This window comes from Aureimonas sp. ME7 (genome assembly GCF_903970965.1).
Taxonomy (GTDB): Bacteria; Pseudomonadota; Alphaproteobacteria; order Rhizobiales; family Rhizobiaceae; genus Aureimonas.
In genome coordinates, this window is record NZ_CAJCKW010000002.1 from 40,023 (window position 1) to 65,149 (window position 25,127).

Consider the following 25,127-nt stretch of genomic DNA (forward strand, 5'->3'; position numbering starts at 1 on the left):
GATCGTGTAGTATGCGCAGATCGAACAGATCATTCCGATGGGGAAGAGCGCGAAGGCCGTTCGCGATCGCCGTTCGAGCTCGATCTGTCTTGCCGTCCAACTTTGAAACACGAGGAGCGCAAAGCGAACGGAATCGCCCCAACCGCCTGCGACGGTATCGCGAGATCCGGGGATCGACTGACTGGGTATCGTCTCCACCCTTTTCGCTTCGCTTGTCTCGCCGGCGCCCTATGCTACACAACGCGGCGGAAAAGACAGTCAGGCTCTTCGTGCGCGCTCCGCTTATACCCCGCTTCCGTTCGGCGAGCCGGGATCCGAAGACCTCGCATATTCAAGGACGTTCGATGACCGACCGCGTCGTGACACGGTTCGCCCCGTCTCCCACCGGATATCTTCATATCGGCGGAGCACGCACGGCGCTCTTCAACTGGCTGTATGCCCGCAAGATGGGCGGCCGGATGCTGCTTCGTATCGAGGATACCGATCGAGAGCGCTCCACCGACGCGGCGGTGGACGCGATCATCGAAGGTCTTCGCTGGCTGGGCCTCGAAGCGGACGAACCACCCGTTTCCCAGTTCGAACGGGCCGCACGCCATCGCGAGGTCGCCGAGGAACTCGTCGCCGCGGGACGTGCGTACTACTGCTATGCGACGCCTGCCGAACTCGACGAGATGCGCGAGAAGGCCAAGGCGGAAAAGCGCCCTCCCCGCTACGACGGCCGCTGGCGCGACCGCGATCCGGCGGAAGCGCCGGTGGGCGTGAAGCCCGTGATTCGCATTCGCGCGCCGTTGGAGGGCGAGACGCTGGTGCGTGACCGCGTTCAAGGCGACGTTCGGTTCCCCAACAAGGATCTCGACGACTTCATCCTCCTGCGCTCCGACGGAACGCCGACCTACATGCATGCCGTCGTCGTGGACGACCACGACATGGGCGTGACGCATATCATTCGCGGCGACGATCATCTGACCAATGCCGGACGCCAGACCATGATCTACGACGCGATGGGCTGGGATATCCCCGTGTTCGCCCATATCCCTCTGATCCATGGAGCGGACGGCGCCAAGTTGTCGAAACGGCACGGTGCGCTCGGCGTCGAGGCGTATCGGGAGATGGGCTATCTTCCGGTCGCCTTGCGAAACTATTTGGTGCGCTTGGGCTGGAGCCACGGCGACGAGGAGATCATCTCGCCCGAAGACATGATCGCCTGGTTCGATATCGACGACATCAACAAAGGCGCGGCGCGCTTCGACTTCGCCAAGCTCGACGCCGTCAACGGCCACTGGATCCGCGCGATGGACGACGAAGCGCTGGTAGACACCCTGTTTTCGGCACAGCCATACCTGCCGAACGGCTCGATCCTCGCGGACGCTTCCGAAAACCCCGAGCGATCGAAGCTCCAGAGGGCGATGCCGGGCCTCAAGGAGCGGGCCAAGACGCTGGTGGAACTGACGGATAGTGCCAGTTACCTCTTCGCATCGCGCCCCCTCGCGCTCGACGACAAGGCGGCCGAAATTCTGAACTCGGGCGGGCGCGACGTCATTCGTGAGCTTTTGCCGTCCCTGGAAGGTGTATCCGACTGGTCGGCCGAGAGCGTGGAAGCGGTCGTTCGGAAATTTGCCGAGGCGAAGGGTCTCAAGCTCGGCAAGATTGCCCAACCCTTACGCGCAGCCATGACCGGCCGATCCACATCGCCCGGCGTCTTCGACGTTCTCGATGTCGTCGGGCGTGAGGAAAGCTTGGACAGACTGCGCGATCAGGCGGCATGACCATGCCGCTGCCGCTGGCTTTCCGGCGGTTGCGGTGCAATAAATCGGACTCGAAATCGATGCCACGGGCGCCTCGCGCTCGATCGGCGGACCAGCTCCTCGAAGCCCTGTTTCGAGGCCTTTTTAGAAGGGGTAACGCATGACCGAAGCCGCGAAACTGTCCCTGGGGGCGAAGGAAACGGAACTGGCGCTCCGCCAGGGGACGATCGGCCCCGACGTCGTGGACATCGCGTCCCTTTACAAGAACACAGGCCTGTTCACCTACGATCCGGGCTTCACGTCCACCGCGTCGTGCGAGTCCAAGATCACCTATATCGATGGCGACGAGGGCGTCCTCCTGCATCGCGGCTATCCGATCGACCAGTTGGCGGAACAGGGAAACTTCCTTGAGACCTGCTACCTGCTTCTGTACGGCGAATTGCCGACCAGGACAGAGATGTCGGACTTCACCTACCGGGTGACGCGGCACACGATGGTGCACGAGCAGATGTCCCGCTTCTACACGGGTTTCCGCCGCGACGCGCACCCGATGGCCGTGATGGTCGGCTCGGTCGGCGCCCTGTCAGCCTTCTATCATGACTCGACCGACATCACCGACCCGCATCAGCGGATGGTGGCGTCGATCCGCATGATCGCGAAAACGCCGACGTTGGCGGCCATGGCCTACAAGTACCACATCGGCCAGCCCTTCGTTTATCCGCGCAACGACCTGTCCTACGCGGAAAACTTCCTGCACATGTGCTTCGCCGTTCCTTGCGAGCCGTACCAGATCAATCCGGTTCTGGCGCGCGCCATGGACCGAATCTTCACCCTCCACGCCGATCACGAGCAGAACGCCTCGACATCGACCGTGCGTCTGGCCGGCTCGTCCGGTGCCAACCCCTTCGCCTGCATCGCGGCCGGCATCGCCTGTCTCTGGGGCCCGGCCCACGGCGGCGCCAACGAAGCCGCGCTCAACATGCTGGCCGAGATCGGCACGAAGGATCGCATCCCCGAGTTCATCGCCCGCGCGAAGGACAAGAACGATCCGTTCCGTCTGATGGGCTTCGGCCACCGGGTCTACAAGAACTACGACCCGCGCGCGAAAATCATGCAGCAGACCTGCCACGAGGTTCTGACCGAGCTCGGTATCAAGGACGATCCGCTCCTCGAAGTCGCGATGGAGCTCGAGCAGATCGCACTGCACGATCCGTATTTCGTGGAGAAGAAACTCTACCCGAACGTCGATTTCTATTCCGGCATCACGTTGAAGGCGCTCGGCTTCCCGACGACGATGTTTACCGTTCTCTTCGCCGTCGCGCGCACGGTCGGTTGGATCGCGCAGTGGAAGGAGATGATCGAGGACCCGCATCAGCGGATCGGACGCCCGCGCCAGCTTTATACAGGCGCCGCGCAGCGCGAATACGCGTCGCTCGACAGCCGGGGCTGATCCTCAGCTCGACCGACCAACAACGGGCGCTTCGGCGCCCGTTTGCGCTTCATCGGCCATCTGAAGAATGATGCGAGCTGCGGCTTCTCCCGGCGGTTCGGGCACGAGCATGCGCTCGCGGATGTCGCGAAATCCGGCAAGCTGCGCGGCGCGTTCCGGCTTCGGCGCCAAGAGCCGCTCGAGCTTTCGCGCCAGCATTTCCGGGACGACCATGTCGTGGAAATGCTCCGGCACCAGCGGGTGGCCGGCGATGAAGTTCGGCAACGCCGCCGTCCAGCCGGTCATCAAGTGGCGAAGCTGATAGGACAAGGGGTCGAGACGGTAGGCAAGCACCATCGGAACATCAGCCAGTGCGAGTTCGAGAGCGACGGTTCCGGACGCTGCCAAGGCGGCATCGCTCGTTGCGAAGGCCTCCCACTTCGCATCCTCCCCGTCGAGAAGCGTCGGCTGAACAGGCCATTGCCGAAGCTTGTCCTCGATCAGCGCCCGAACCCGGGGCACGGCGGGTAGCACCGCTTCAACCGCAGGCACGCGCGACTTCAGCTCCGCAAAGGTCCGCCCGAAATCGTCCATCAGGCGATGGATCTCGCCACGTCGCGAACCCGGCAGGATCAGAAGCCGAGGCGATCTCGCCGATCTGTCCGCTGGCTCGCTCCGTTTCTCCATGATGCGACGGAGATGCGGCTCCGACATCAGCGGATGGCCGATATAGGTGGCGGGCGGCCCACCATATCGCTGCATGGCCTCCGGTTCGAACGGGAACAGGCACAGGCTTCGATCGACAGCCAGGGCAAGCTGTTCCGCCCTCTTCGGGCGATAGGCCCAGATGGCTGGCGGCACGATATTGACGATCCGCGCACTTGGCAGCGCCTTGCGCACCTTGAGCGCCACCCGGTTGGTAAAGGTGAAGCTGTCGATAGTCACGATCACGTCGGGGCGCTGGGCAACAAGATAGCGGACGGTCTGTCGCAAGCGACCCAGCAGGCTCGGCAGCCGCGCGACGATGGCGCCGACGCCGATGATCGAGAGCTCCTCGATATCGAAGAGGCTTTCCAGACCTTGTTCTCGCATCGCCGTGCCGCCGAGGCCGATCGCCTCGATCTCGGCCGCGGATTGCTCGCGCAAATGCTTCAGCACGTCGGCGCCGATTCGATCAGCCGATTCCTCGCCCACGAGAAACGCGATCTTCATTGCAAGCCCCCTTCCGTCGGATCGGCGACACCTAGAACGAAGAGACCCGCACGATCGGCATCGTCGACGATCCGAGCGGGATCGATCAGGAGAGACCGACCTGCCGTCAGGCCTACGCCCGCCAAACCCGCTTCGGTCGCCTGTAGGACCGTTTCGTGGCCGATGCTGGGAAGATCGAATCGTTCGTCCTGTTGCGGCTTAAACGCCTTGAAGAGGACGCAGGCCTCGCGCTGGCCGATCCGCTTTGCCTGGCGAAGCTCGGCGACACGCCGGAGCATCGCGGAGGTTCCTTCGATCCCCTCCACCGCGATGACACGGTCGGCGGAGGCGACCACCGCCTGACCGATATCCATCCGCCCGATTTGCCGCGCCGCATCGGCAGCACGTTCGACCGCGAGCCTTTCCGTGTCGGTGGGTGTTCGCCTCGTCAAGACGCCGTGCGGCATCAGGGCATCGCGGAGTACCGCTTGAACCGGCAGAACCTCGATCCCACGGCGTTCGAAAAGGCTTGCGACGCCTCGTAAAAGGCTGTCATCGCCCCCTCGAAGCATCTTCAGGATTTCGGGTAGCAGTCGCAGCGTGCGAAGGCTGGGAGTGAGTGATCGATAATCCGGCCGGGCCGAGATCGTGCCGCAGAAAACGACGTGACGGATCCCCCGCCGCGCCAGAAGAGGAAAGACCTCGCCCGTCTTAGACCAAGGAAGCGAGGAGACCGGCGATACGCCCCAATCAGCGTTCCGTCCGTCCGCAATCGCGACGACAAAAGGCGCGTAGCCGGCGCTTCGCGCGGCCGCCACGACGAGATGCGGCAGTTCGCCGCCCCCGGCAATGATACCGATCGGCGCGCCCGCTTCGATCATCTTAGGGCGACCGAGTGTCAGTTCGGCCGGACGCTGCGGGGGAAGCAGATCGCGCGATCGCCGCCCGAGCGCACGAAACCCAGAAGGTCCTGAACCAAGGGGTCGTTCGGATACTCCGCCTCCACCTCGTCCAGGTTCTCGCGGAACGTCGTGTCATCCGAGAACAGCATGCGATAGGCCTTCCGGACGTTGCGGATGGCGTCGCGATTGAAGCCCGCACGCTTCATGCCGATGACGTTGAGCCCGCTGAGATAGGCCCGGTTGCCAAGCACCATGCCGAACGGAATGACATCGCCCTCGACCGCCGCCAACCCGCCGACATAGGCATGATGGCCGATGCGGGTGAACTGGTGGATGCCCGAACCGCCCGCGATCGTCGCGAAATCTCCGACCGTGCAATGGCCGGCCAGCATGACGTGGTTGATCAGCGTGACGTTGTCGCCCAAAACACAGTCGTGCGCGACGTGGGCACCGGTGAAGAAGGCGCAATTGTCGCCGACCGTCGTTTCCGAGCGCCCCTGCACGGTGCCGGCATTCATCGTCACATGTTCGCGGATCAGGCAGTTCCGACCGATGACGAGACGGGTGTCCTCACCAAGATACTTGAGATGCTGAGGTTCGGTGCCGATCGAGGCGAAGGGATGGATTCGCGCGCCGTCGCCGATCGTAGTGTTGCCCGCCAAAACGACATGCGACTTCAACCGTGCCCCGGGGCCCAGCACCACGGAGGGGCCGATGTGGCAAAAAGGGCCGATCTCGCAATCGTCGCCGATCCGGGCACCGTCTTCCACGATCGAAGAAGGATGAACGCGATACGCCGCCATCGTCACTTCTCGGACGCAGCGACGAGCATGGCGCTGATCGTCGCTTCCGCGACCTTCGCATCGTCGACCACGGCGAGGCAATCGAAGCGCCAGATGTTGCCGCGCTTCTTGGTCTGCGTGACGTGATATTCGAGAAGATCGCCGGGCACCACGGGCTTGCGGAACTTGGCGTTGTCAATCGTCATGAAATACACGATCGAGGTCGAATCCCCACCCGTCGCCTTTTGGCAGATCGCTCCGGCCGTCTGAGCCATGCCTTCGATGATGAGGACACCGGGCATGACCGGATAGTCCGGGAAATGCCCCTGGAAATGGGGTTCGTTCGCGGTGACGTTCTTCAGGCCCCTCGCCTTTCGGTCCCCGTCGATATCGACGATCCGGTCGACCATCAGGAAGGGATAGCGATGCGGCAGGAGCTGCATGATCTTCAGAATGTCGACGCTATCAAGCGTTGTCGTTTCCGCCGTGCTCACCGCTCGCTCCTCGCTTACCCTTTGACAGGTTGCGCAGATACGTCATCTCGCGCAGCCATTCCCTGATTGGTCTCGCCGGCACCCCGCCCCACCGGGCTCCCGCCGGCACATCGCCTGTCACGACGCTGACCGCCGCGATCTGGGCGCCATCCCCGACGCTGACATGGCCGTTGAAGCCCGTCTGACCACCGATCGCCACGCCGTTGCCGATCGTCACGCTGCCCGCGATTCCGACCTGGCCCACGATGACGCAATGCCGCCCGATCACCACGTTGTGGGCGATTTGGACGAGGTTGTCGATCTTGGTGCCCTCACCGATCACGGTATCGCGTACGGCACCGCGATCCACGGTGGAATTGGCGCCGATCTCGACATAGTCCTGAATGATGACGCGCCCGACCTGCACCTGCTTCACCAACCCGGCAGGACCCGGCACGTAGCCGAATCCGTCCTGACCGATTCGCACGCCGGGATGCAGGATGACGCCGTTGCCGATCAGTGCGTGCTGCAGGCTAACGCTCGGACCGATCCGGCAGTCCCGACCGATCCGGCAACCCGCGCCGATATGGGCGCCGCCGGACACAACGGTCCCGCGCCCGATGGAGACATTCGGCCCGACGATGCAAAACGGCTCGACCGTGACACCGTCTTCCAGGACGGCCGTCGGGTGAATGGAGGTCTCCGTCGATCGATGACCTGCCGTCCAAGACGACGCCGGTGCGACCGCGTCCGGATGAAGAAGGCGCCCAGCCAGCGCGAAGGCAAGCCCCGGGTTTCGGGCAACAACGGCAGGAACACCTTCCGGCAGCCACGCCGAGTATCGCTCGGAAACGACGATCGCGCCCGCGCGCGTTGCCGCCAACGCATCGCGATACTTCGGATTGTCGAAGAAGCTGAGGTCGTCGGGACCGGCCGATTCGAGCGATGCGATCGCGCGCACTATGCGCGACCCGCTATCGGACGCAACGCTCGCGCCGCATGCAAGGGAAAGCTCGGCGAGGGTGATCCCCTCGCCGAGCTGGAAAAATGTCGTGCTCATACCCAGCCTTACGGCGTACCGACGGGGATCAGAAGCGCGAGGAGAACCCGAAGGAGAACTCCTGCGTCCGGTCGTAGTCTTCCTTGGCCAGCGGCACGGCGTAGTTGACGCGCAGCGGGCCGAAGGGCGAGGCCCAGATCAGACCGACACCGGCAGAAGCGCGGAGCGCGAAGTCTTCGCCTTCGATACCGAGCTGACCTTCGGTGTTGTCGAGACCCCAGAGCGAACCGGCGTCGGCGAAGGCCGCGCCACGGAAGCCGAAGTCACGCGACACCAGCGGCAGCGGGAATGTCGCTTCCGCGGAAGCGTTCACGTAGTTCGTACCGCCGATCGCCACGCCGTTCTGGCGCGGTCCGAGGCCCTGATACTTGAAGCCGCGAACGATGTCCTGGCCCTTGAAGAAGTTGTCGAACACGCGCAGATCGTCGCCGAGCGCCGACACGTTGCCACCACCACCGCTCACCTGACCGATCAGATCGTATTCTTCCGAAAGGAGGCTGAACCAAGAGGCACGAGCCGTGGTGCGGATGAAGCTCGCATCGCCGCCGAGGCCTGCCACTTCCTGGCCGACCTGCGCGAAGATGCCGTTGCGCGGGTCCTGCTGGTTGTCCAGCGTGTTGTAGGTGAGCGCGTAGGAGACCGACGAGGTCGAGTACGGGCTGTCGCAGATCGCCTCGTTGATGATCGACGAAAGCGTGTAGAGCGGCGGGGTCGGCGAGTTCGAGCAGTTGAACTGAACCGGCACGCCGTTGACGACGATCGGCAGGCCATTGGCGTCGTACTGGTAGATGCCGCCCTTGTCGTCGCCGAAGGTTTCTTCCTTGTAGTTGTAGGCGATCTGGGCCGTCAGATCCTCGGTGATCGGCGCCGCCAGACGCAAGGCGCCGCCCGTGCGCGTGATGTCGTAGGCCGAGGACGACGAATTTTCCGTCCGATAGATGTCGAAGCCGGCGGCCAAGCGACGGCCGAGGAAGTACGGCTCGGTGAAGGACAGGTTGTAGCTGCGGGTTTCCTCGCCGAAGCCAGCCGAAACCTTCACGAACTGACCGCGACCGAGGAAGTTGCGCTCAGTCACGCTGACTTCCGCCACCGGACCGGAGTTCTCGCCGCCCGTCGTGTAGCCGCCGCCGACCGAGAATTCGCCGGTGGACTGCTCGTCGACCTGCACGACCACGACGACACGGTCCGGCTGGCTGCCGGGCGCGGTCGAGACGTTGACGGTCTTGAAGAAGCGAAGCGATTCGAGGCGCTTCTTGGCGCGCTGCACCAGAACCTGATTGAACGCGTCGCCTTCCGACACGTCGAACTCGCGTCGGATGACGTAGTCGCGTGTCTTGGTGTTGCCGCGCACCTCGATCCGCTCGACATAGGCGCGCGGGCCCTGGTCGATGACGTAGTCGATGGAGATCGTGTTGTTGGCGAAGTCGCGGTCGCCGCGCGGAGTCACCTGCGCGAAGGCGTAGCCACGGTTGGCCACCGCATTCGTCAGCTCGACGAGCGAGTCCTCGATCTGTTCGGCGCTGTAGACATCGCCGGTGCGCGTCTTGAGCTCCTTGCGAAGCTCCTCGCCGTCGATGCCCGGAACCGTCGAATCGATGTTGATGTTGCCGTAGGTGTAGCGCTCGCCCTCATCGACCGTGATGGTGACGAAGTACTGGTTCTTCGAGGCGTCGAGCTCGGCCACCGAGGACACGATGCGGAAGTCGGCATAGCCGCGATTGTAGTAGAAGCGGCGCAGCGTTTCCTCGTCGGCGCGCAGCCGATCCTCGTCGTAGATGTCGTTGCGCTGCAGGAAGCTGAAGATGCCGGACTCGCGCAGCGAGATGACTTCCTTCAGCCGCCCGTCGCCGAACGCGTTGTTGCCGACGAAATTGATGCTCTCGATCTTGGTGCGGTCGCCTTCCTGGATGTCGAAGACGACGTTGACGCGGTTGCCCTCGGCCGGAATGGTGCGAACCGACACGACGGCATCGGAGCGGCCGATGCGGGTATACGCGGCGCGGATCGCCTCGACGTCGGCCTGCGCGGTGGAGGCGTTGTAGGGCTCGCGCGTCGCGGTCTGGACCGAGGCGGCCAGCTGCTCGTTCTTGATCTTGTTGTTGCCCTGGAAGACCACCTCGCCGACGATCTGGTTCTCGTCGACTTCGACCACCAGCGTTCCGCCGGACTGCCGAGCGCGAACATCAGAGAAGAGGCCGGTCGCGAACAGCCGCGTCACCGCCGCGTCGACATCGGCGTCCGAGGCGTTCTGCCCGGTGCGAATCTGAACGATGTTGCGGACCGTCTCGGCATCGACGCGCTGATTGCCGCGCACCTCGATGCGGTTGACCACCGCTGCTCCAGCCTCGGACAGGCTGACAAGCTCAATAGTAACGACCGAAGCGGCAAGGACCGTGGACGACAGTGCAGCCGCCGATACGGCGCTTAGAAGCTTCGATCCAGCCTTCATAGGGCTACTACCTTTTCTCATTCCGCCGACGGCACGCTGACCAAGCTCGGCATACTCGTGCGTTTCTATCGGCTTTGCGGACGCGTTCAACCAAAGTGGCGGGATTCCGTTTAGGAATCGGAAAACCGTTGCAGAGCGGCCACGCAGGCCACCGACATGGTTAAGGCTTCGCAAATCCCCTCGATGTCCCCTCCGACCGTCAAACGAGATTCGACAGGTCGTTCCAGAACGCGAATACCATAAGCATCAGGACGAGGGCGAGCCCTATCCTGAATCCGAACTCCTGAACGCGTTCGCTGAGCGGTTTTCCACGGATCGCTTCGGCCGCGTAGAACAGGAGATGTCCTCCATCGAGCATTGGGATGGGCAAAAGGTTCAGGAGGCCGATCGAGACCGACAGGAGCGCGGCGAGATTGAGAAGCGGCGCGAAGCCCAGGGTCGCGACTTGGCTCGATACCTGCGCGATGCGGATCGGGCCTCCGATCTGATCGGTCGGCTGCGACCCCCGGAAGATTCCGCCGACGAAATCCACGGTGCTCTTGGTGACGAACCACGTCTGCGACGTGCCATACTGCAACGCTTCCAGCGGACCGAGCTCCTGCGTTCGGAACGCGCCCTCTTCCGCATTGGCGACGACGCCGATCACGGCCGTTCGAAACTCGTTGCCGAAACCGTCCTTCTGCGTCTGCTCCTGCGGCGTGATCGTCAGCGCGACGGGTTGACCCTGTCGCTCGACCTCCACCGCGATCGGCACGCCCGCGCGCTGCGAGACGTAGCGCTGGAAGTCGCTGAAATAGCGGATCGTCGTCCCGTCGGCTCGAACGACCCGATCACCCGGCAGGACGCCCGCCGCCTCGGCGGGCGACCCGGGACGCACCTCCGAAACGATCGGGTCGCCGACCACGATGCCCGTGGCATAGGCCGTGCCTGCGAAGATCGCGACGGCGAGGATGAAGTTCGCGATCGGACCGGCCGCGACGGTTGCGGCCCGCCTCGAAACGCTGGCGGTGTGAAAGGCGCCGCTGCGTTCCACCGGCGACATCCGCTTGAGCGCGGCTTGGTCGGGAACGCTGGCGGCGTTCTCGTCTCCGAAGAACTTGACGTAGCCCCCGAGAGGAATGGCGCAAAGCTTCCAGCGCGTTCCACGGCGGTCGGTGAAGCCAAGAAGTTCAGGCCCGAAGCCGACGGAAAAGGCGAGGATGCGGATGCCCGACCACCGACCGACGAGGTAGTGCCCGAGCTCGTGGAAGAACACGATGACGGTGAGCACGAAAAGGAACGGCACGACGCGGATGAGAGCGGAGTCCCAAAGGGTCGTCAGCCAGGTTTCCAAACTGAACTCTCCATATGCTTGAGGAGATGCGTGGGGTCGGGCCCACGATGTCGAACGTATCTCGTGCCCGTCAAAGGCGGAAGAAGGCCCTGGCCGGATGATCGGCCCCCGCCACGAGCATTCCGAAGATCCAGGCGGCACCGGTGGCAAAGATCAACGCGTCGATCCGATCCATCAGGCCGCCATGGCCAGGGATCAGCCGGCCGGAATCCTTCACGCCGAACCGCCGCTTCACCCACGACTCGTAGAGATCGCCCGCTTGCCCGAGAACAGACAGGAGAACACAGAGAACCAGGGTGATCGCGCTGACCGAACCGACGAGCCAGATGGAGAACACGGCCCCGCAAGCCACACCCGCGGCCAGCCCGCCGATCGCGCCCGAGATCGTCTTCTTCGGGGAAACCAGCGGCATCAGCTTCGGGCCACCGACGATTCGCCCGGAGAAGTACGCAAATACATCGGTTGCCCAGACGACGCAGATCACCAATCCGAGAACGGCCAAGCCCTCGGCCCCGTCCTCGCGCAGGAGGCCCGGTGCGATGCCCGCCAGTGCCGCATAGAACAGCCCGCCCATGACCCAGTCGGCCTTGCGCTCGCCTCGATCGACGATGGCGATGAAAGCGAGTGAAAGCACGACCACGCCAACGGCGACGGCATGGAAACCGAAGAAGAACGCGGCAAGACCGACGAAGAGCGCGCGCCAGGCGAAGAGATAGATATCGCCTGCCCGCTTGGCCCGCGTCATTCGCGCCCATTCGTCGAACACGATGACGCTGGTGGCGCAGCACAGAAGCCGAAATGCCACACCGCCGATCGCCGTCAGCAAGAGAACGGCGATGCCTAGCACCAAGGCGGAAATGAGCCTGGACCTCAGATCCGTCCAGGATGCGCTGGAAGCGAGGCGTCCGAGCCCAAGACCCATCCGCTAGGACGCGATCTCGCGGCTCAAGCCGCCGAAACGCCGATCCCGCATCGAGTATTCGCGAACGGCTTCGGCGAACACCTTGCCATCGAAATCCGGCCAGTAGCACGGGATGAAGGAGAATTCGGAATAGGCCGCCTGCCAGAGGAGGAAATTGGAAAGGCGCAGCTCGCCGCTGGTGCGGATGATGAGGTCGGGGTCCGGAATACCGGCCGTGTCGAGATGCGCGTCGAGGAGTTCGGGCGTAACCGATTCGACGCTCGTCTCGCCGCTGACGAGCTTCTCGGCAATGCGTCGCATGGCCCGGGCGATCTCGTCCCGTGCGCCGTAGTTGAAGGCGATCAGGAGCGTGTTGCGATCGTTGGCGATCGTCAACTGCTCGGCTTCTTCGAGAAGGTTGCGAACGTCGGCCGGCAGCCCCTCGCGCTCGCCGATGACGCGGACCCGAACGCCTTCGCGGTGCAGATCCGCGAGATCGCGGCGGATGAAGAACTTCAGGAGGCGTAGAAGCTCTCCCACCTCGTCCGCCGGCCGGCGCCAGTTCTCGGACGAGAAGGCGAAGAGCGTCAGATACTCGATGTTGAGTTCGCGCGCCGTGCGGACGGCCTGGCGCACGGCCTCGACGCCGCGCCGATGCCCCATCGTGCGGGGAAGGCCACGTTCCTTGGCCCACCGTCCGTTGCCATCCATGATGATGGCGACATGTCGAGGATGCCGCACGTTGTCAGCCATCGTCCCTGCCCGCCCTAAAGCCGTCGCTGCCGGTCAAAACCCGATCAGCCTAGACCTGCATGATTTCCGCTTCCTTTACGGAGAGCGCCTTGTCGATCTCGACGATCGTCTCGTCGGTCATCTTCTGCACCTTTTCCGACATCACCCGGCTGTCGTCCTGGCTGATGTCGCCGTCCTTTTCGGACTTCTTCAAGGTTTCCATCCCGTCCCGGCGGACGTGGCGGGCGGCGACCCGCGCGTTCTCACCATAGGTATGGGCAACCTTCACGAGCTCCTTGCGGCGCTGCTCGTTGAGCTCGGGCAAGGGAATGCGAAGGGTCGTGCCGTCGGTGATCGGATTGAGGCCGAGGCTGCTTTCGCGGATCGCGCGCTCGACCGCGCCCACCATCGACTTGTCCCAGACCGAGACGGCGACCATGCGCGGCTCGGGAACGGACACGTTGGCGACCTGGGACAGCGGCATGGTGGAGCCGTAGGCCGCTACGACGATCGGATCGAGAAGGTTGGCCGAGGCCCGGCCGGTGCGAAGGCCGGCAAGATCGCCCTTGAACGACGTGACCGCACCGTCCATGCGGCGCTTCAGTTCATTGAGATCGAGAACGGCCATGTCAGCCCCTTTCATACGGTAAGAATACGAACGAATATCAGTCGGTGACGATCGTGGAGCGACCGCCGCCGGAGAGGATCTGGGCGAAGCCGCCCTTCTCGTGGATCGAGAAGACGACGATGGGAATACCGTTCTCGCGCGCCAGCGCCACGGCCGTCACGTCCATGACCGCAAGCCCGCGCCCGAGGACGTCGTCGTGCGTCAGCGTGTCGAAACGCGTGGCGTCCGGGACCAGCTTCGGATCGGCGCTGTAGATGCCGTCGACCTGCGTTCCCTTGAACAGGGCGGTCGCTCCCATCTCGGCGGCGCGCAGGGCGGCGGCCGAATCCGTGGTGAAGAACGGGTTGCCGGTGCCGCCGGCGAAGATCACCACACGGCCCTTTTCCGCATGCGCCAACGCGACCTGCTGCGAGAAGCTCTCGCAAAGCTGCGGCATGGCGATGGCGGACAGAACGACCGCATCGACGCCGATCTTGTTCAGCGAAGTGCGCAAGGCCAAGGCGTTGATGACGGTCGCCAGCATGCCCATGTGGTCGCCGGTCACCCGGTCCCCGCCCTTCGACGCGACGGCGACGCCCCGGAAGATGTTGCCGCCCCCGACCACGAGCGAAATCTCGACGCCAAGATCGCGCGCTTCCTTGATGTCGCCCGCGATGCGATCGGCCACGGCGACGTCGATGCCGAAGCCCTGACTCCCCATCAGCGCTTCGCCGGAAACCTTCAGAAGAACGCGTTTGAAGCGGATCGTCATGCCATGCCCTTCGGATGATGCCGGCTTGCGATACAGGAAGGGCGCCCGCTTCTCAAGCGGACGCCCTTCCATGATCACCAGTTCGTCGGTTGACGAAGGTGCTTACTTCTTGCCAGCGGCCGCCGCGACCTCGGCCGCGAAATCGCTCTGCTCGCGCTCGATGCCTTCGCCAAGCGCGAAGCGCACGAAACCGACGATCTTGGCCGGCGCGCCGAAGTCCTTGGCCGCGGCCTCGAGCGCCTTCTCGACGGTCAGGTCCGGGTTGATGACGAAGTTCTGCTTCAGGAGGACGACCTCCTCGTAGAACTTGCGCAGGCGGCCCTCCACCATCTTCTCGATGATGTTCTCCGGCTTGCCGGACTGGCGAGCCTGGTCGGAGAAGATCGCCTTCTCGCGCTCGACGGTGGCCGGGTCGATCTCGCCGTCGGTCAGCGCCAGCGGGTTGGTCGCGGCAACGTGCATGGCGACCTGACGGCCGAACGTCGTGAGGGCAGCCTTGTCGCCCGTGGATTCCAGCGCGACGAGGACGCCGAGCTTGCCGAGGCCATCGACGACCTGGTTGTGGATGTAGGTGGCGACGACGCCCTCGGAGACCGTCAGCTTGGCCGAGCGGCGCAGGCTCATGTTCTCGCCGATCGTGGCGACGGCGTCCTTGATCGTGTCGACGACCGTCTTCTCGCCGCCGGCGTAGTTCGCGGCGCCGACCGTCTCGACCGAACCATCGGTCTTGAGAGCGACGTCGGCGACGTTGCGCACCAGCGCCTGGAAGGCGTCGTTGCGGGCGACGAAGTCGGTTTCGGAGTTCACTTCGACGACCACGGCGGCGGTGCCCTCGGACGCCACGCCGACGAGGCCTTCGGCCGCCGTGCGGCCCGACTTCTTGTCGGCCTTGGCAATGCCCTTGGCGCGCAGCCAGTCGATCGCGGCTTCCATGTCTCCGTTGGTCTCGGCGAGCGCCGTCTTGCAGTCCATCATGCCTGCGCCGGTCTTTTCGCGCAGTTCCTTCACCATCGCAGCGGAGATCGTCATCGGATTGGCCTCTCGGATAAAAAATGGGCGCACCGCTTCGTCCGAAGATGTGCGCCGGTCATGTGACGGCGCGTCGGCGCCGTCACCCTGATGATCGTGGGGAAGCGGATCAGGCGGCCGAAGCGGCCTGCTCTTCACCGGCCGGAGCCTCGACTTCGCCCAAGGCCTCTTCCGTCGGCGCTTCTTCCATGGCACCGAGATCGACGCCCATCGCACCCTGCTGGCGGGCGATGCCGTCGACGGCCGAACGGGCGATCAGGTCGCAGTAGAGCGAGATCGCGCGAGCCGCGTCGTCGTTGCCCGGAATCGGGAAGTCGATGCGAGAGGGATCGCAGTTCGAATCGACCACGGCCACGACCGGGATGCCGAGGCGCTTGGCTTCGTCGATCGCGATCGCTTCCTTGTTGGTGTCGATGATGAAGATCATGTCCGGCACGCCGCCCATGTCCTTGATGCCGCCCAGCGCGCGGTCGAGCTTGTCGCGCTCGCGCTGCAGGGTCAGGCGCTCCTTCTTGGTGAAGCCCTGGGCCTCGCCCGAAAGAAGCTCGTCCAGCTTACGGAGGCGCTGGATCGAGTTGGAGATGGTCTTCCAGTTGGTGAGCATGCCACCCAGCCAACGGGCGTTGACGTAGTACTGCGCCGAACGGTTCGCCGCATCGGCGATGATCTCGGACGCCTGACGCTTCGTGCCGACGAAGAGCACACGGCCGCCCTTGGCCACCGTGTCGGACACCGCCTGCAGCGCGCGGTGCAGAAGCGGAACCGTCTGCGCGAGGTCGATGATGTGGATGTTGTTGCGGGCGCCGAAGATGTAGGGGCCCATCTTCGGGTTCCAGCGGTGCGTCTGGTGGCCGAAGTGAACGCCCGCTTCGAGGAGCTGGCGCATGGAATAATCAGGTAATGCCATCGTGTTCGTCCTTACCGGTTGAGCCTCCACGGAACGAAGCGGCCGGAGGCCGCCACCGGAGGGAAAAGGAAAACGAAAGGTTTCCCCATGCCCAACTTCCGTGTGTGGAATGGGGGCGCCCATACACCATCGGGATGGATCGGGCAAGCTTCGGGGTGGTCGGATCAGGGGGTGGCGGCGCAGTCGGCCGCCGGGTCGTAATATTGCAAACGGCTCAGATCGCCTTTCAGCGTGTAGTCGCCGAAGTCGAGATAGAGTTTGTCCGAAACGCCGTTCTCGTAAAGTCGGTAGCGCGTTTCAAAGATCGGCATCCCGTCGTCGTTGCTGTCATCGTTGAAATAGGATTCGGTGACGTTCCAGGCACGCAGGCCCTCCACCAGCGTGGCGATCTCAGGCTTGGCGGGCACGTCCTCGGCCTTCGCCGGGAAAAGGACCGCGGTCGTCGTCAGCTGCTTCTCGGCTTCGTCGTCGCCATCGAAAAGCTTGGACTGCACGACCCTGTCCCCCGCTTTGGCGCGCTCCGCCAGTTGCGCGGTGTGGCCGAGCGGAAAGACCGATAAAGGCAACGTCGTTTCCCTCTGGACGGGGGAGGTATAGGTCACGCTCGTTTGTGCGCCTTCGTTGCTGGCGGTTCCCTCGACAACGCCCTGTTCGGTTCCGTCCACGATGGTTCGCGTGCGAAACTCGTATCTCTTGCCGTCGCGCGTTTCCTTGGCCAACGTCTGCTGATCCGTGACGGTCAGTTCGTCCTCTTCGTGGAACCGCGCGAGGAAGCGGTAGTCGAGCACGAAGCCGGAGCAAGTGTCAGGCTTCAGCTGGAGCGCGATTCGCCCTTCCACCTGGCTGAAGTTTTGCGTCTGGGTCGCCAGTTCGAGATCATAGACCGCCTCGTGCGGCTGGAGATCGAAGGCCTTAGCCGGCGCGGCATCGAAGGCGATCGGCATGAGCGCGACCAGCGGCAAGGCGAAATGCTTCAAGACTTGGGACTTTCCGAGGGACGGCTCGCACGATCGAACTCACCGATAAAAGCTGATAGCGGTGGCAAGCGCAAACCGCTCCGAGGAATGACGATGACCGATTCGATCGAAGCCCGCCTGTCCGAAGCCGGAATCTCGCTGCCGAACGCAGCGGCACCTGCCGCGAATTACGTCTCGTTCGTGCGCTACGGCAATATCCTGCAGACCTCCGGCCAATTGCCGATGGACGCGGGCAAGCTGGCGGTGACGGGCAAGCTCGGCGAGGCCGTTTCCCTGGAAGAAGGGCAGCGCGCCGCCAAGCTTTGCGCGGTGAACATTCTCGCCCAGGCCAAGGCCGCGCTCGGCGATCTCGAAACGATCGGCCGCCTCCTGAAGCTGACCGTCTTCGTCGCCAGCGCCCCCAGCTTCACCGAACAGCACAAGGTGGCCAACGGAGCGTCGGACTTCCTCGTTCAGATCCTCGGCGAAAAGGGCAAGCATTCCCGCTCCGCCGTCGGCGTTCCCGCGCTTCCGCTGGATGCCGCGGTCGAGATCGAGGCCGTTTTCGAGGTCGCGTGACGCCGATGGCCGCTTCTGCAACATCCCTTGAATGGCTGACCGCCCGTCCGATCGCCCATCGCGGGCTGCACGACGGGAACCGCTCCGTGCCCGAAAACTCGCTGAGCGCCTTTCGGCTCGCGGTCGAGGCGGGATACGCGATCGAATGCGACATCCAGCGCTCGGCCGACGGCGTTTCGGTCGTGTTCCACGATCACGATCTCCTTCGGCTGACGGGCGAGGACACCCCCTTGCGCAGTCGCACGGCTGCCGAGCTTGCGGGGCTGCGCCTTGCCGGGTCGCAGGACGGCGTGCCGACGTTGCGCGAGCTTCTCGATCTGGTCGCAGGGCGCGTTCCCCTCGTGGTGGAGGTGAAGGGAACGGACGCGCAAACGGACGCAGGCTTCCTCGCGCAACTCGACGCCCTTCTGGCCGTCTACGAAGGCCCCATCGCGCTGATGTCCTTCGATCACTGGATCCTGGACCAGTCGGCGGACCTGAAGTCGGGCACGCCTCTCGGACTGACGGCGGAAGGAACGCGCGCCGACGCTCTGGAGCGGCATCGTGACGCTTTCTCGCGAAACTGTTCCTTCGTGTCCTACAATGTCCATCATCTGCCCAATTCCTTCGTGGATTGGGTGCGGGGCAATCGCGGAGCGCCGGTGATCAGTTGGACGGTGCGCACGCCGGACGACGTGGCACGAAGCGCCTCGCATGCCGATCAGATGACGTTCGAAGGCTTTCGTCCTCCCGCGTCGTGATGGCCGCAGGACGGAGAGTTTCCAATGCACGATCGCGAAACGGGTGATGACACGAGTGAGCAATCCGCTTCACCCGGCCTGACTATACGGGTGGTCGAGGACCTTGCGTCCGTCGATCCAGCAAGCTGGGACGCGCTTGCCAATACAGGCACTTCGGCGCAAGCACCCCATCCCTTCGTTCGCCATGCCTTCCTGCGCTCGCTGGAGGAAGCGGGATGCGTCGGCGGGCGAACGGGCTGGCTGCCGCAGCATCTCCTTCTGGAAGATGCCTCCGGCCGATTGCTCGCCGCAACGCCCGCCTATCTCAAGGGTCACAGCCAGGGGGAATACGTATTCGACCACGGCTGGGCCGATGCGTTCGAGCGCGCGGGCGGGCGCTACTACCCGAAGCTGCAGATTTCCGTCCCCTTCACGCCCGTCACCGGCCCTCGCCTTCTGGTCGGGCGTGGTGCGGGCGGCGATATCCTGCGATCCGCGCTGGTGGAAGGCATCGAAGGCTACGTCGCGCAGACCGGTGTTTCCTCCGCGCACGCCACCTTCCTGAACGCCGCCGATCTCGCGCCGATGCTGAGCGCCGACTTCCTTCATCGGACCGACCAGCAGTTCCACTTCGTCAATCGCGGGTATCAAACCTACGAGGACTTCCTCGACACGCTGGCGTCGCGCAAACGCAAGGCACTGCGCAAGGAACGCCGCGAGGCCGTGGCGAACGGTATCGAGATCGAGCAACTGACGGGCGCGGCCATCACGGAAGCGGCGTGGGACGCGTTCTTCGCGTTCTACATGGACACCGGCAGCCGCAAGTGGGGTCGGCCCTATCTGAACCGTCGCTTCTTCTCGCTTCTAGGACAGCGGATGGCCGACGCGCTCGTCCTCGTCATGGCGAAGCGGAACGGCCGCTACATCGCCGGCGCCTTGAACCTCGTGGGCGATGGGCGGATCTTCGGGCGCTACTGGGGATGCACGGAAGAACACCCGTTCCTGCATTTCGAGGTCTGCTATCATCAGGCCATCGACTACGCGATCGCACACAAGCTGGAGATCGTCGAAGCCGGCGCACAAGGGGAGCACAAGCTCGCCCGAGGCTACGAGCCGATTCTGACCCATTCGGCCCATTTCGTCGCCCATTCCGGCCTACGAAACGCGATCGAGGACTATCTCGAGCGCGAACGACGGCATGTCGACGAGGTCCAGCCGGAACTCGCCGCTGCGACCCCCTTTCGCAAGGGCGGACCGGAGCGCGAGTAGACGCTCCCTCGCCCTTCGCTAAGATCGCGCCGAACGTTCTCGATTCGAAGGCACCCGCATGGCCGGCTACGACGACACCAACATCTTCGCCCGGATCCTGCGCGGAGAGATCCCCTCGACCAAGATCTTCGAGACCGACGACTTCGTCGCGATTATGGACGCGATGCCGCAGTCCAAGGGCCATTGCCTGCTGTTGCCCAAGGCGCCATCGCGTAACCTTCTGGACGCGGACGACACCGTGCTGTCGCGCGCGCTCCCGGAAGTTGCTCGTCTAGCTCGCGCGGCCAAGGCGGCGTTCCAGGCGGACGGCGTCGTGGTGACGCAGTTCAACGAGGCGCCGGCCGGCCAGACCGTGTTCCACCTCCATCTCCACGTCATCCCGCGCTACGAGGGCGTCGAGCTCGAGCGCCATGCGCAAGGGTTCGCCGACCCTGAACTCCTACGAGAGCATGCCGAGGCGATCCGCGCCGAGCTCGGCTGAAAGTCAGATGATGCCGAGCGCCCACGGCACGGCGAGCAGGATGACCTCGGCGACCACGATCGCCACCAGCGTCTGCCGCCCCAGCCAGTAATAGGCGGCGAAGCCTCCGGCCAGCGCAGCGACGCGAAAGCCGAGCGGAATCGCCTCCAGCGAGCCTCCCGGCAGAAGAACGAGACGTCCGATCACCGCGGCCACCAGCGAGGTCGCGATTGTGCGCGCCAGCGCGATCGCAGGCGATCGCTCGTCCAGCCGGCCCGCCGACAGAACCCCGAGCCAACGCCAGACATCGGTTGGCAGCCATCCCGCGACCAGAATGAAGACGTAGGGCCACCAGGTTTCGGCGATGGAGTGGTAGCTCAGCCCCGTCATCGAACGCCTCCTCGCGCAAGCTTCGTACGCGCGAGGAGATGCGCGATGGCCCCGCCGGCCAGCCCAGCAAGGAGGATGTCGAACTCGGGCGCCAACCAGTTGGCGATCGGAATGGCCAGAAGCCCTGTCAGCAAGGCCAGACGAGATGCCGTCTCGCGCGCCGATCCGTAGAGCGAGGTCAGAAAGTAGACGGGGGTGAGGAACGCGAAGGCGCCTGTCGCGAGCGCCGGAAGCTGGCCCATCAAGTTGAAGGCCAAGGCCACAGCCATCGTATTCAGCGCAGTCAGCGTGACGGCGAAACCTCCGAAGAAGGCGGTACGCCGCTCCGGCGGCACATGCGGCAGCTTGGCGAGCGCGACCACCCAAGCGGTCACGGCGATGAAGTGGGACAGGAAGAGAAGCGTTGCCTTGCGCGAGCCCGGGCCTCGAAGATCGGGCATCAGCGCGATCACCATCGGCATCAGCCGCAGGGACGAGAGGCCGACGGCCAGCGCGGTCGCGGCCAGCGACAGCCCGGCCGTGATCGCGCCCAGAAGAATGAGGTTGGCCGGCAGCGCCCAGATGGTCGCGACCATGAAGGTCGCCTGAACCCACGTGACTCCGGCTTCACGTGCAAGGCCGGCAAATCCCAGATGCGCCACGATGAGGATCAGGGCGGGAGCGCTCAGCACCTGGCGCATGCCTCGGAGGATCCAGACCGACGCACTGTCGTCGGTCGGTTCGGTTCTCGCGTCCATGATGTTCCAGTCGTTGGCGAATCGAAACCGAAAGAAAAAGGCCGCCTTGCGGCGGCCCTTTCTAGATCATTCGGCGGGCTTGCGCGGTACCTTCGGCACGGTGCCCGATCGTTTCTCGGAACGCTCCTTCGGCGCGGCCGACTGTTCGGCCACGGAAGGTGCATCGTCGTCCGCATCCTCCTCGTCGTAGTCGGCGGACTCCTCGTCGAGTTCCTCGCCATCCGGCCCGACCATCACGCGGCCCCTCGCCTCTCCGGCCTTGCGCGGCTTGGTGAAGCTCTCGTCGGCGATGGCTTCGAGGTTCAGCTTCTTTCCGCCGCTTCCATCGTCGACCACGGTCACCTTGACCGTGCCGCCGCGCTTCAGCTTGCCGAAGAGAACCTCGTCCGCCAACGGCTTCTTGACGTATTCCTGGATGACGCGGCCGAGCGGGCGTGCGCCCATATACTCGTCGTATCCCTTGTCCGCGAGCCAGGCGATCGCCGCCGCGTCGAGATCGAAGGTGACGCCGCGCTCGGACAGCTGTGCTTCCAGCTGCATGACGAACTTCTGCACGACCTCGTGGATCACCGGCGTCGGCAGAGCGCCGAACGGGATGATCGCATCCAGACGGTTGCGGAACTCCGGCGTGAACAGGCGGTTGATCGCCTCCACGTCGTCGCCCGTACGCCGCGTCGAGCCGAAGCCGATCGCCGCGCGCTGGGCCTCCGAAGCACCGGCGTTCGTCGTCATGATCAGAATCACGTTACGGAAATCGATCCGTTTGCCGTTGTGATCCGTCAGCTTACCGTGGTCCATCACCTGCAGGAGGATGTTGAACAGGTCCGGATGCGCCTTCTCGATCTCGTCGAGAAGAAGCACGCAGTGCGGATGTTGGTCGACACCGTCGGTCAGAAGACCGCCCTGGTCGAAGCCGACATAGCCCGGAGGCGCGCCGATCAGCCGCGACACGGTATGCCGCTCCATGTACTCCGACATGTCGAAGCGCAGGAGTTCGATGCCGAGCGCCGAGGCCAGCTGCTTGGCCACTTCCGTCTTGCCGACGCCGGTCGGGCCGGAAAACAGGTAGGAACCGATCGGCTTCTCCGGCTCGCGCAGGCCGGCGCGCGCCAGCTTGATCGCGGTCGTCAGGTTCTCGATCGCCGCATCCTGCCCGTAGACGACGCGCTTCAATTGCTCCGAAAGGTTGGATAGAACCTCCTCGTCGTCCTTCGAAACCGACTTCGGCGGAATGCGCGCCATCGTGGCGACGGTGGCCTCGATCTCCTTCACGCCGATGCTCTTCTTCCGCTTCGGCTCGGGCAGCAGCATCTGCGACGCGCCGGTCTCGTCGATCACATCGATCGCCTTGTCCGGCAGCTTGCGGTCGTTGATGTAGCGCGCGGATAGCTCGACGGCCGACTTGATCGCGTCGTTCGAGAACTTCACGTGGTGGAAGTCCTCGAAATAGGGCTTGAGACCCTTCAGGATCGCAATCGCGTCCTCGATCGTCGGCTCGGCGACGTCGATCTTCTGGAAGCGCCGGACGAGAGCCCGGTCCTTTTCGAAGAACTGGCGATACTCCTTGTACGTCGTGGAGCCGATGCAGCGGATCGCACCCGAAGACAACGCAGGCTTCAGAAGGTTGGACGCATCCATCGCCCCACCGGACGTGGCACCGGCGCCGATCACCGTATGGATCTCGTCGATGAACAGGACGGCGCCCGGGAACTCCTCGAGCTCCTTGACGACCTGCTTCAACCGCTCCTCGAAGTCGCCCCGATAGCGCGTGCCGGCAAGAAGCGTGCCCATGTCAAGCGAAAAGATCGTGGCGTCCGCCAGGACTTCCGGCACGTCGCCCTCGACGATCCGCTTGGCCAACCCTTCCGCGATCGCCGTCTTGCCGACGCCGGGATCGCCCACGTAAAGCGGGTTGTTCTTGGAGCGGCGGCACAGGACCTGGATCGTCCGGTTGATCTCGTTGGCGCGGCCGATCAGGGGATCGATCCGGCCCGTCTTCGCCTTTTCGTTCAAGTTGACGCAGTAGGCCGTGAGGGCATCCTGCGGCGTCTTGCGGCGACCTTCTTCCTCGCTGCTACCCATGACAGACTGCTCGTCCTCCGCACCTCGCACGGTGCGGCCTTCGGAGGCGCCCGGACGCTTCGAGATTCCATGAGAAATGAAATTCACGGCGTCGTAACGGGTCATCTCCTGTTCCTGCAGGAAGAACGCCGCATGGCTTTCCCGCTCGGCGAAGATGGCGACGAGCACGTTGGCGCCCGTCACCTCCTCGCGGCCCGAAGACTGCACATGGATCACCGCACGCTGGATCACCCGGTGGAAGCCCGCCGTCGGCTTCGAATCCTCGTCATGCCCGGTTACGAGATTGGCGAGTTCGGTATCGATGTACTCCATCAAGGACGCACGCAGCGTGTCGAGATCGACGCTGCAGCCGCGCATCACGGCGGCGGCATCCTTATCTTCGAGAAGCGCGAGCAGCAGATGTTCGAGCGTCGCGAATTCCTGATGACGCTCGTTGGCGAAGGTGAGCGCCTGATGGAGGGACTTTTCCAGGCTTTGTGAAAATGTCGGCAAGCTTCACCTCAATTCTTTTCCATCACGCATTGAAGCGGATGTTGATGCTGGCGAGCGAAATCCATGACCTGCGTCACCTTGGTCTCGGCCACCTCGTAGGTGTAGACGCCGCACTCGCCCACGCCGTGCTGGTGCACATGCAGCATGATGCGCGTGGCGGCTTCCCGATCCTTCTGAAAGAACCGCTCGAGAACATGGATGACGAACTCCATCGGGGTGTAGTCGTCATTGAGAAGGAGAACCCTGTAGAGGCTCGGCTTCTTGGTCTTGGGCTTCGTCCGCGTGATCACGGACGTGCCGCGATCCGTCCCGCCGCCGCGCTCGCCCTCGTCGCCTTGAAGGCGATGGGCATGGGCCGCGATCCGTTGCCGAGTGGCCCGATCGTTCGAAGAGTTCACTTTCGCCATCGCTCGATATGTATGTGCGCGGAACGACAATTTAAGACGCCTGTGGCATGCGGCAAAATTTCGTTCGGGCGTTCTAGGAATCGGGTTGCAACTCGTGTCGCGACGGAATCGTCGCGCAAATCAACCCCGACCATAATCCACCGATGGACAAGCGCCACGAAAAAAGGCCCGGCGAAGCGCCGAGCCTTTTCTCCAAAATCGATGGGCCGTTCGGTTCAGGGCGTCTGCTGCGACGATCCCGGCACGAACCGGTTGAACGAGAACACCGAGCCTTCCAGCGGGCGATAGGCCTCGCGGGCGATCTCCGAATAGATCTCGCCGACCTTGCTGGCCTGCGCGATCCAAGCCTCGTAGGCGCTGCGGGCGTAATCGCCCTGGACCTCGAGCGCCTTGTCCAGCGTGCGAACCTGCGACATCTGCTCGAAAAGCTGCGTCGACTGCTCGTAGGATTTCTTAGTGAATTCGGTGGTCTCCGAGGCGATCTGCTGGAAACCCTTGGTCATGGCGGAAAGGGAGCGAAGCGCATTGTCCACGCCCTCTTTCCCGAACTTGTTGGCATCGGCATATGCGTTCATCGCAGTCTCTCCCTTCGCGAAAACGTGGCGGCACCCAAACCAACTCAATCCGCCATGTCCCTTTCATATTGCACTGCACAAATTTATGCAAGCCCTGATTGTACCTTGCTGCACCGCAACTTGGATGCCGGAGTTCACAACAATTCGAC

At 63.9% G+C, this 25,127-nt stretch carries 25 protein-coding genes; 6 read left to right on the forward strand and 19 right to left on the reverse strand.

Features of this window, described 5'->3' with window-relative positions:
- The first annotated feature begins 344 nt into the window (after positions 1-344).
- Together gltX and gltA are read left to right on the forward strand one after the other, a co-directional pair.
- The gene (gene gltX, locus H7A85_RS03550; protein WP_182084537.1) at positions 345-1,766 is read left to right on the forward strand and encodes a glutamate--tRNA ligase; all 1,422 of its coding nucleotides are present in this window, start codon (positions 345-347) and stop codon (positions 1,764-1,766) included.
- 139 nt (positions 1,767-1,905) lie between these two features.
- Positions 1,906-3,195, forward strand: a complete 1,290-nt coding sequence (gene gltA, locus H7A85_RS03555; protein WP_182084538.1) for a citrate synthase — start codon at positions 1,906-1,908, stop codon at positions 3,193-3,195.
- A gap of 3 nt (positions 3,196-3,198) precedes the next feature.
- Here the strand turns inward: gltA and lpxB are convergent, their stop codons facing one another.
- The 14 genes from lpxB to H7A85_RS03625 form a co-directional block, all read right to left on the reverse strand.
- A complete protein-coding gene (gene lpxB, locus H7A85_RS03560; protein ID WP_182084539.1) occupies positions 3,199-4,386 on the reverse strand; it encodes a lipid-A-disaccharide synthase in 1,188 nt (395 codons plus the stop codon).
- Entirely contained in the window at positions 4,383-5,246 is an 864-nt protein-coding gene (gene lpxI / locus H7A85_RS03565) for a UDP-2,3-diacylglucosamine diphosphatase LpxI (RefSeq protein WP_182084540.1), read from the reverse strand. Before lpxI ends, lpxB begins: the two co-directional genes overlap by 4 nt.
- 17 nt (positions 5,247-5,263) lie before the next feature.
- Positions 5,264-6,070, reverse strand: coding sequence for an acyl-ACP--UDP-N-acetylglucosamine O-acyltransferase (lpxA, locus tag H7A85_RS03570; protein ID WP_182084541.1), 807 nt, complete (start codon positions 6,068-6,070; stop codon positions 5,264-5,266).
- A 2-nt stretch (positions 6,071-6,072) separates the two neighbouring features.
- On the reverse strand, positions 6,073-6,543 hold the full coding sequence (fabZ, locus tag H7A85_RS03575; RefSeq protein WP_280514901.1) for a 3-hydroxyacyl-ACP dehydratase FabZ: 471 nt from the start codon (positions 6,541-6,543) through the stop codon (positions 6,073-6,075).
- The gene (gene lpxD / locus H7A85_RS03580; protein ID WP_182084542.1) at positions 6,515-7,582 is read right to left on the reverse strand and encodes a UDP-3-O-(3-hydroxymyristoyl)glucosamine N-acyltransferase; all 1,068 of its coding nucleotides are present in this window, start codon (positions 7,580-7,582) and stop codon (positions 6,515-6,517) included. The genes fabZ and lpxD overlap by 29 nt, the downstream gene beginning before the upstream one ends.
- Before the next feature lie 28 nt (positions 7,583-7,610).
- On the reverse strand, positions 7,611-10,031 hold the full coding sequence (bamA, locus tag H7A85_RS03585) for an outer membrane protein assembly factor BamA (RefSeq protein ID WP_182084543.1): 2,421 nt from the start codon (positions 10,029-10,031) through the stop codon (positions 7,611-7,613).
- A gap of 199 nt (positions 10,032-10,230) precedes the next feature.
- Positions 10,231-11,364 carry an RIP metalloprotease RseP gene (gene rseP, locus H7A85_RS03590; protein ID WP_244630917.1) on the reverse strand — a complete coding sequence of 378 codons (1,134 nt, stop codon included), beginning with the start codon at positions 11,362-11,364 and terminating at the stop codon, positions 10,231-10,233.
- A 70-nt stretch (positions 11,365-11,434) separates the two neighbouring features.
- Complete coding sequence (locus tag H7A85_RS03595) at positions 11,435-12,286, reverse strand: phosphatidate cytidylyltransferase (protein ID WP_182084544.1); 852 nt, start codon at positions 12,284-12,286, stop codon at positions 11,435-11,437.
- 3 nt (positions 12,287-12,289) lie between these two features.
- Complete coding sequence (locus H7A85_RS03600; protein WP_182084545.1) at positions 12,290-13,018, reverse strand: isoprenyl transferase; 729 nt, start codon at positions 13,016-13,018, stop codon at positions 12,290-12,292.
- Positions 13,019-13,067: 49 nt separating this feature from the next.
- Entirely contained in the window at positions 13,068-13,625 is a 558-nt protein-coding gene (gene frr, locus H7A85_RS03605) for a ribosome recycling factor (RefSeq protein WP_182084546.1), read from the reverse strand.
- A 37-nt stretch (positions 13,626-13,662) separates the two neighbouring features.
- Positions 13,663-14,376, reverse strand: a complete 714-nt coding sequence (gene pyrH / locus H7A85_RS03610; RefSeq protein WP_182084547.1) for a UMP kinase — start codon at positions 14,374-14,376, stop codon at positions 13,663-13,665.
- A 102-nt stretch (positions 14,377-14,478) separates the two neighbouring features.
- A complete protein-coding gene (gene tsf, locus H7A85_RS03615) occupies positions 14,479-15,405 on the reverse strand; it encodes a translation elongation factor Ts (protein WP_182084548.1) in 927 nt (308 codons plus the stop codon).
- 109 nt (positions 15,406-15,514) lie between these two features.
- Positions 15,515-16,312, reverse strand: a complete 798-nt coding sequence (rpsB, locus tag H7A85_RS03620; RefSeq protein ID WP_182084549.1) for a 30S ribosomal protein S2 — start codon at positions 16,310-16,312, stop codon at positions 15,515-15,517.
- Between the two features lie 164 nt (positions 16,313-16,476).
- Positions 16,477-17,289 (reverse strand): DUF1849 family protein, encoded by an 813-nt coding sequence (locus H7A85_RS03625; RefSeq protein ID WP_182084550.1) that lies wholly within the window; start codon positions 17,287-17,289, stop codon positions 16,477-16,479.
- A 93-nt stretch (positions 17,290-17,382) separates the two neighbouring features.
- On the opposite strand from H7A85_RS03625, the gene H7A85_RS03630 reads away from it, so the two are divergent.
- Genes H7A85_RS03630 through H7A85_RS03645 form a run of 4 tightly spaced genes read left to right on the forward strand, consistent with a single transcriptional unit; the run spans position 17,383 to position 20,316 of the window.
- Positions 17,383-17,847 carry a RidA family protein gene (locus H7A85_RS03630; RefSeq protein ID WP_182084551.1) on the forward strand — a complete coding sequence of 155 codons (465 nt, stop codon included), beginning with the start codon at positions 17,383-17,385 and terminating at the stop codon, positions 17,845-17,847.
- A gap of 5 nt (positions 17,848-17,852) precedes the next feature.
- Positions 17,853-18,587, forward strand: a complete 735-nt coding sequence (locus tag H7A85_RS03635) for a glycerophosphodiester phosphodiesterase family protein (RefSeq protein ID WP_182084552.1) — start codon at positions 17,853-17,855, stop codon at positions 18,585-18,587.
- A gap of 24 nt (positions 18,588-18,611) precedes the next feature.
- A complete protein-coding gene (locus H7A85_RS03640) occupies positions 18,612-19,835 on the forward strand; it encodes a GNAT family N-acetyltransferase (protein WP_182084553.1) in 1,224 nt (407 codons plus the stop codon).
- Positions 19,836-19,893: 58 nt separating this feature from the next.
- Positions 19,894-20,316 (forward strand): HIT domain-containing protein, encoded by a 423-nt coding sequence (locus H7A85_RS03645; protein ID WP_182084554.1) that lies wholly within the window; start codon positions 19,894-19,896, stop codon positions 20,314-20,316.
- A 3-nt stretch (positions 20,317-20,319) separates the two neighbouring features.
- Here H7A85_RS03645 and H7A85_RS03650 read toward each other — a convergent pair whose 3' ends face one another.
- The 5 genes from H7A85_RS03650 to H7A85_RS03670 form a co-directional block, all read right to left on the reverse strand.
- Positions 20,320-20,685 carry an AzlD domain-containing protein gene (locus tag H7A85_RS03650; protein ID WP_182084555.1) on the reverse strand — a complete coding sequence of 122 codons (366 nt, stop codon included), beginning with the start codon at positions 20,683-20,685 and terminating at the stop codon, positions 20,320-20,322.
- Complete coding sequence (locus H7A85_RS03655) at positions 20,682-21,365, reverse strand: AzlC family ABC transporter permease (RefSeq protein WP_244630919.1); 684 nt, start codon at positions 21,363-21,365, stop codon at positions 20,682-20,684. The genes H7A85_RS03650 and H7A85_RS03655 overlap by 4 nt, the downstream gene beginning before the upstream one ends.
- A 123-nt stretch (positions 21,366-21,488) precedes the next feature.
- Positions 21,489-23,996, reverse strand: coding sequence for an ATP-dependent Clp protease ATP-binding subunit ClpA (gene clpA / locus H7A85_RS03660; protein WP_182084557.1), 2,508 nt, complete (start codon positions 23,994-23,996; stop codon positions 21,489-21,491).
- A gap of 8 nt (positions 23,997-24,004) precedes the next feature.
- On the reverse strand, positions 24,005-24,403 hold the full coding sequence (clpS, locus tag H7A85_RS03665) for an ATP-dependent Clp protease adapter ClpS (protein WP_244630921.1): 399 nt from the start codon (positions 24,401-24,403) through the stop codon (positions 24,005-24,007).
- Between the two features lie 215 nt (positions 24,404-24,618).
- A complete protein-coding gene (locus tag H7A85_RS03670) occupies positions 24,619-24,978 on the reverse strand; it encodes a phasin family protein (protein ID WP_182084558.1) in 360 nt (119 codons plus the stop codon).
- Positions 24,979-25,127: the final 149 nt, after the last annotated feature.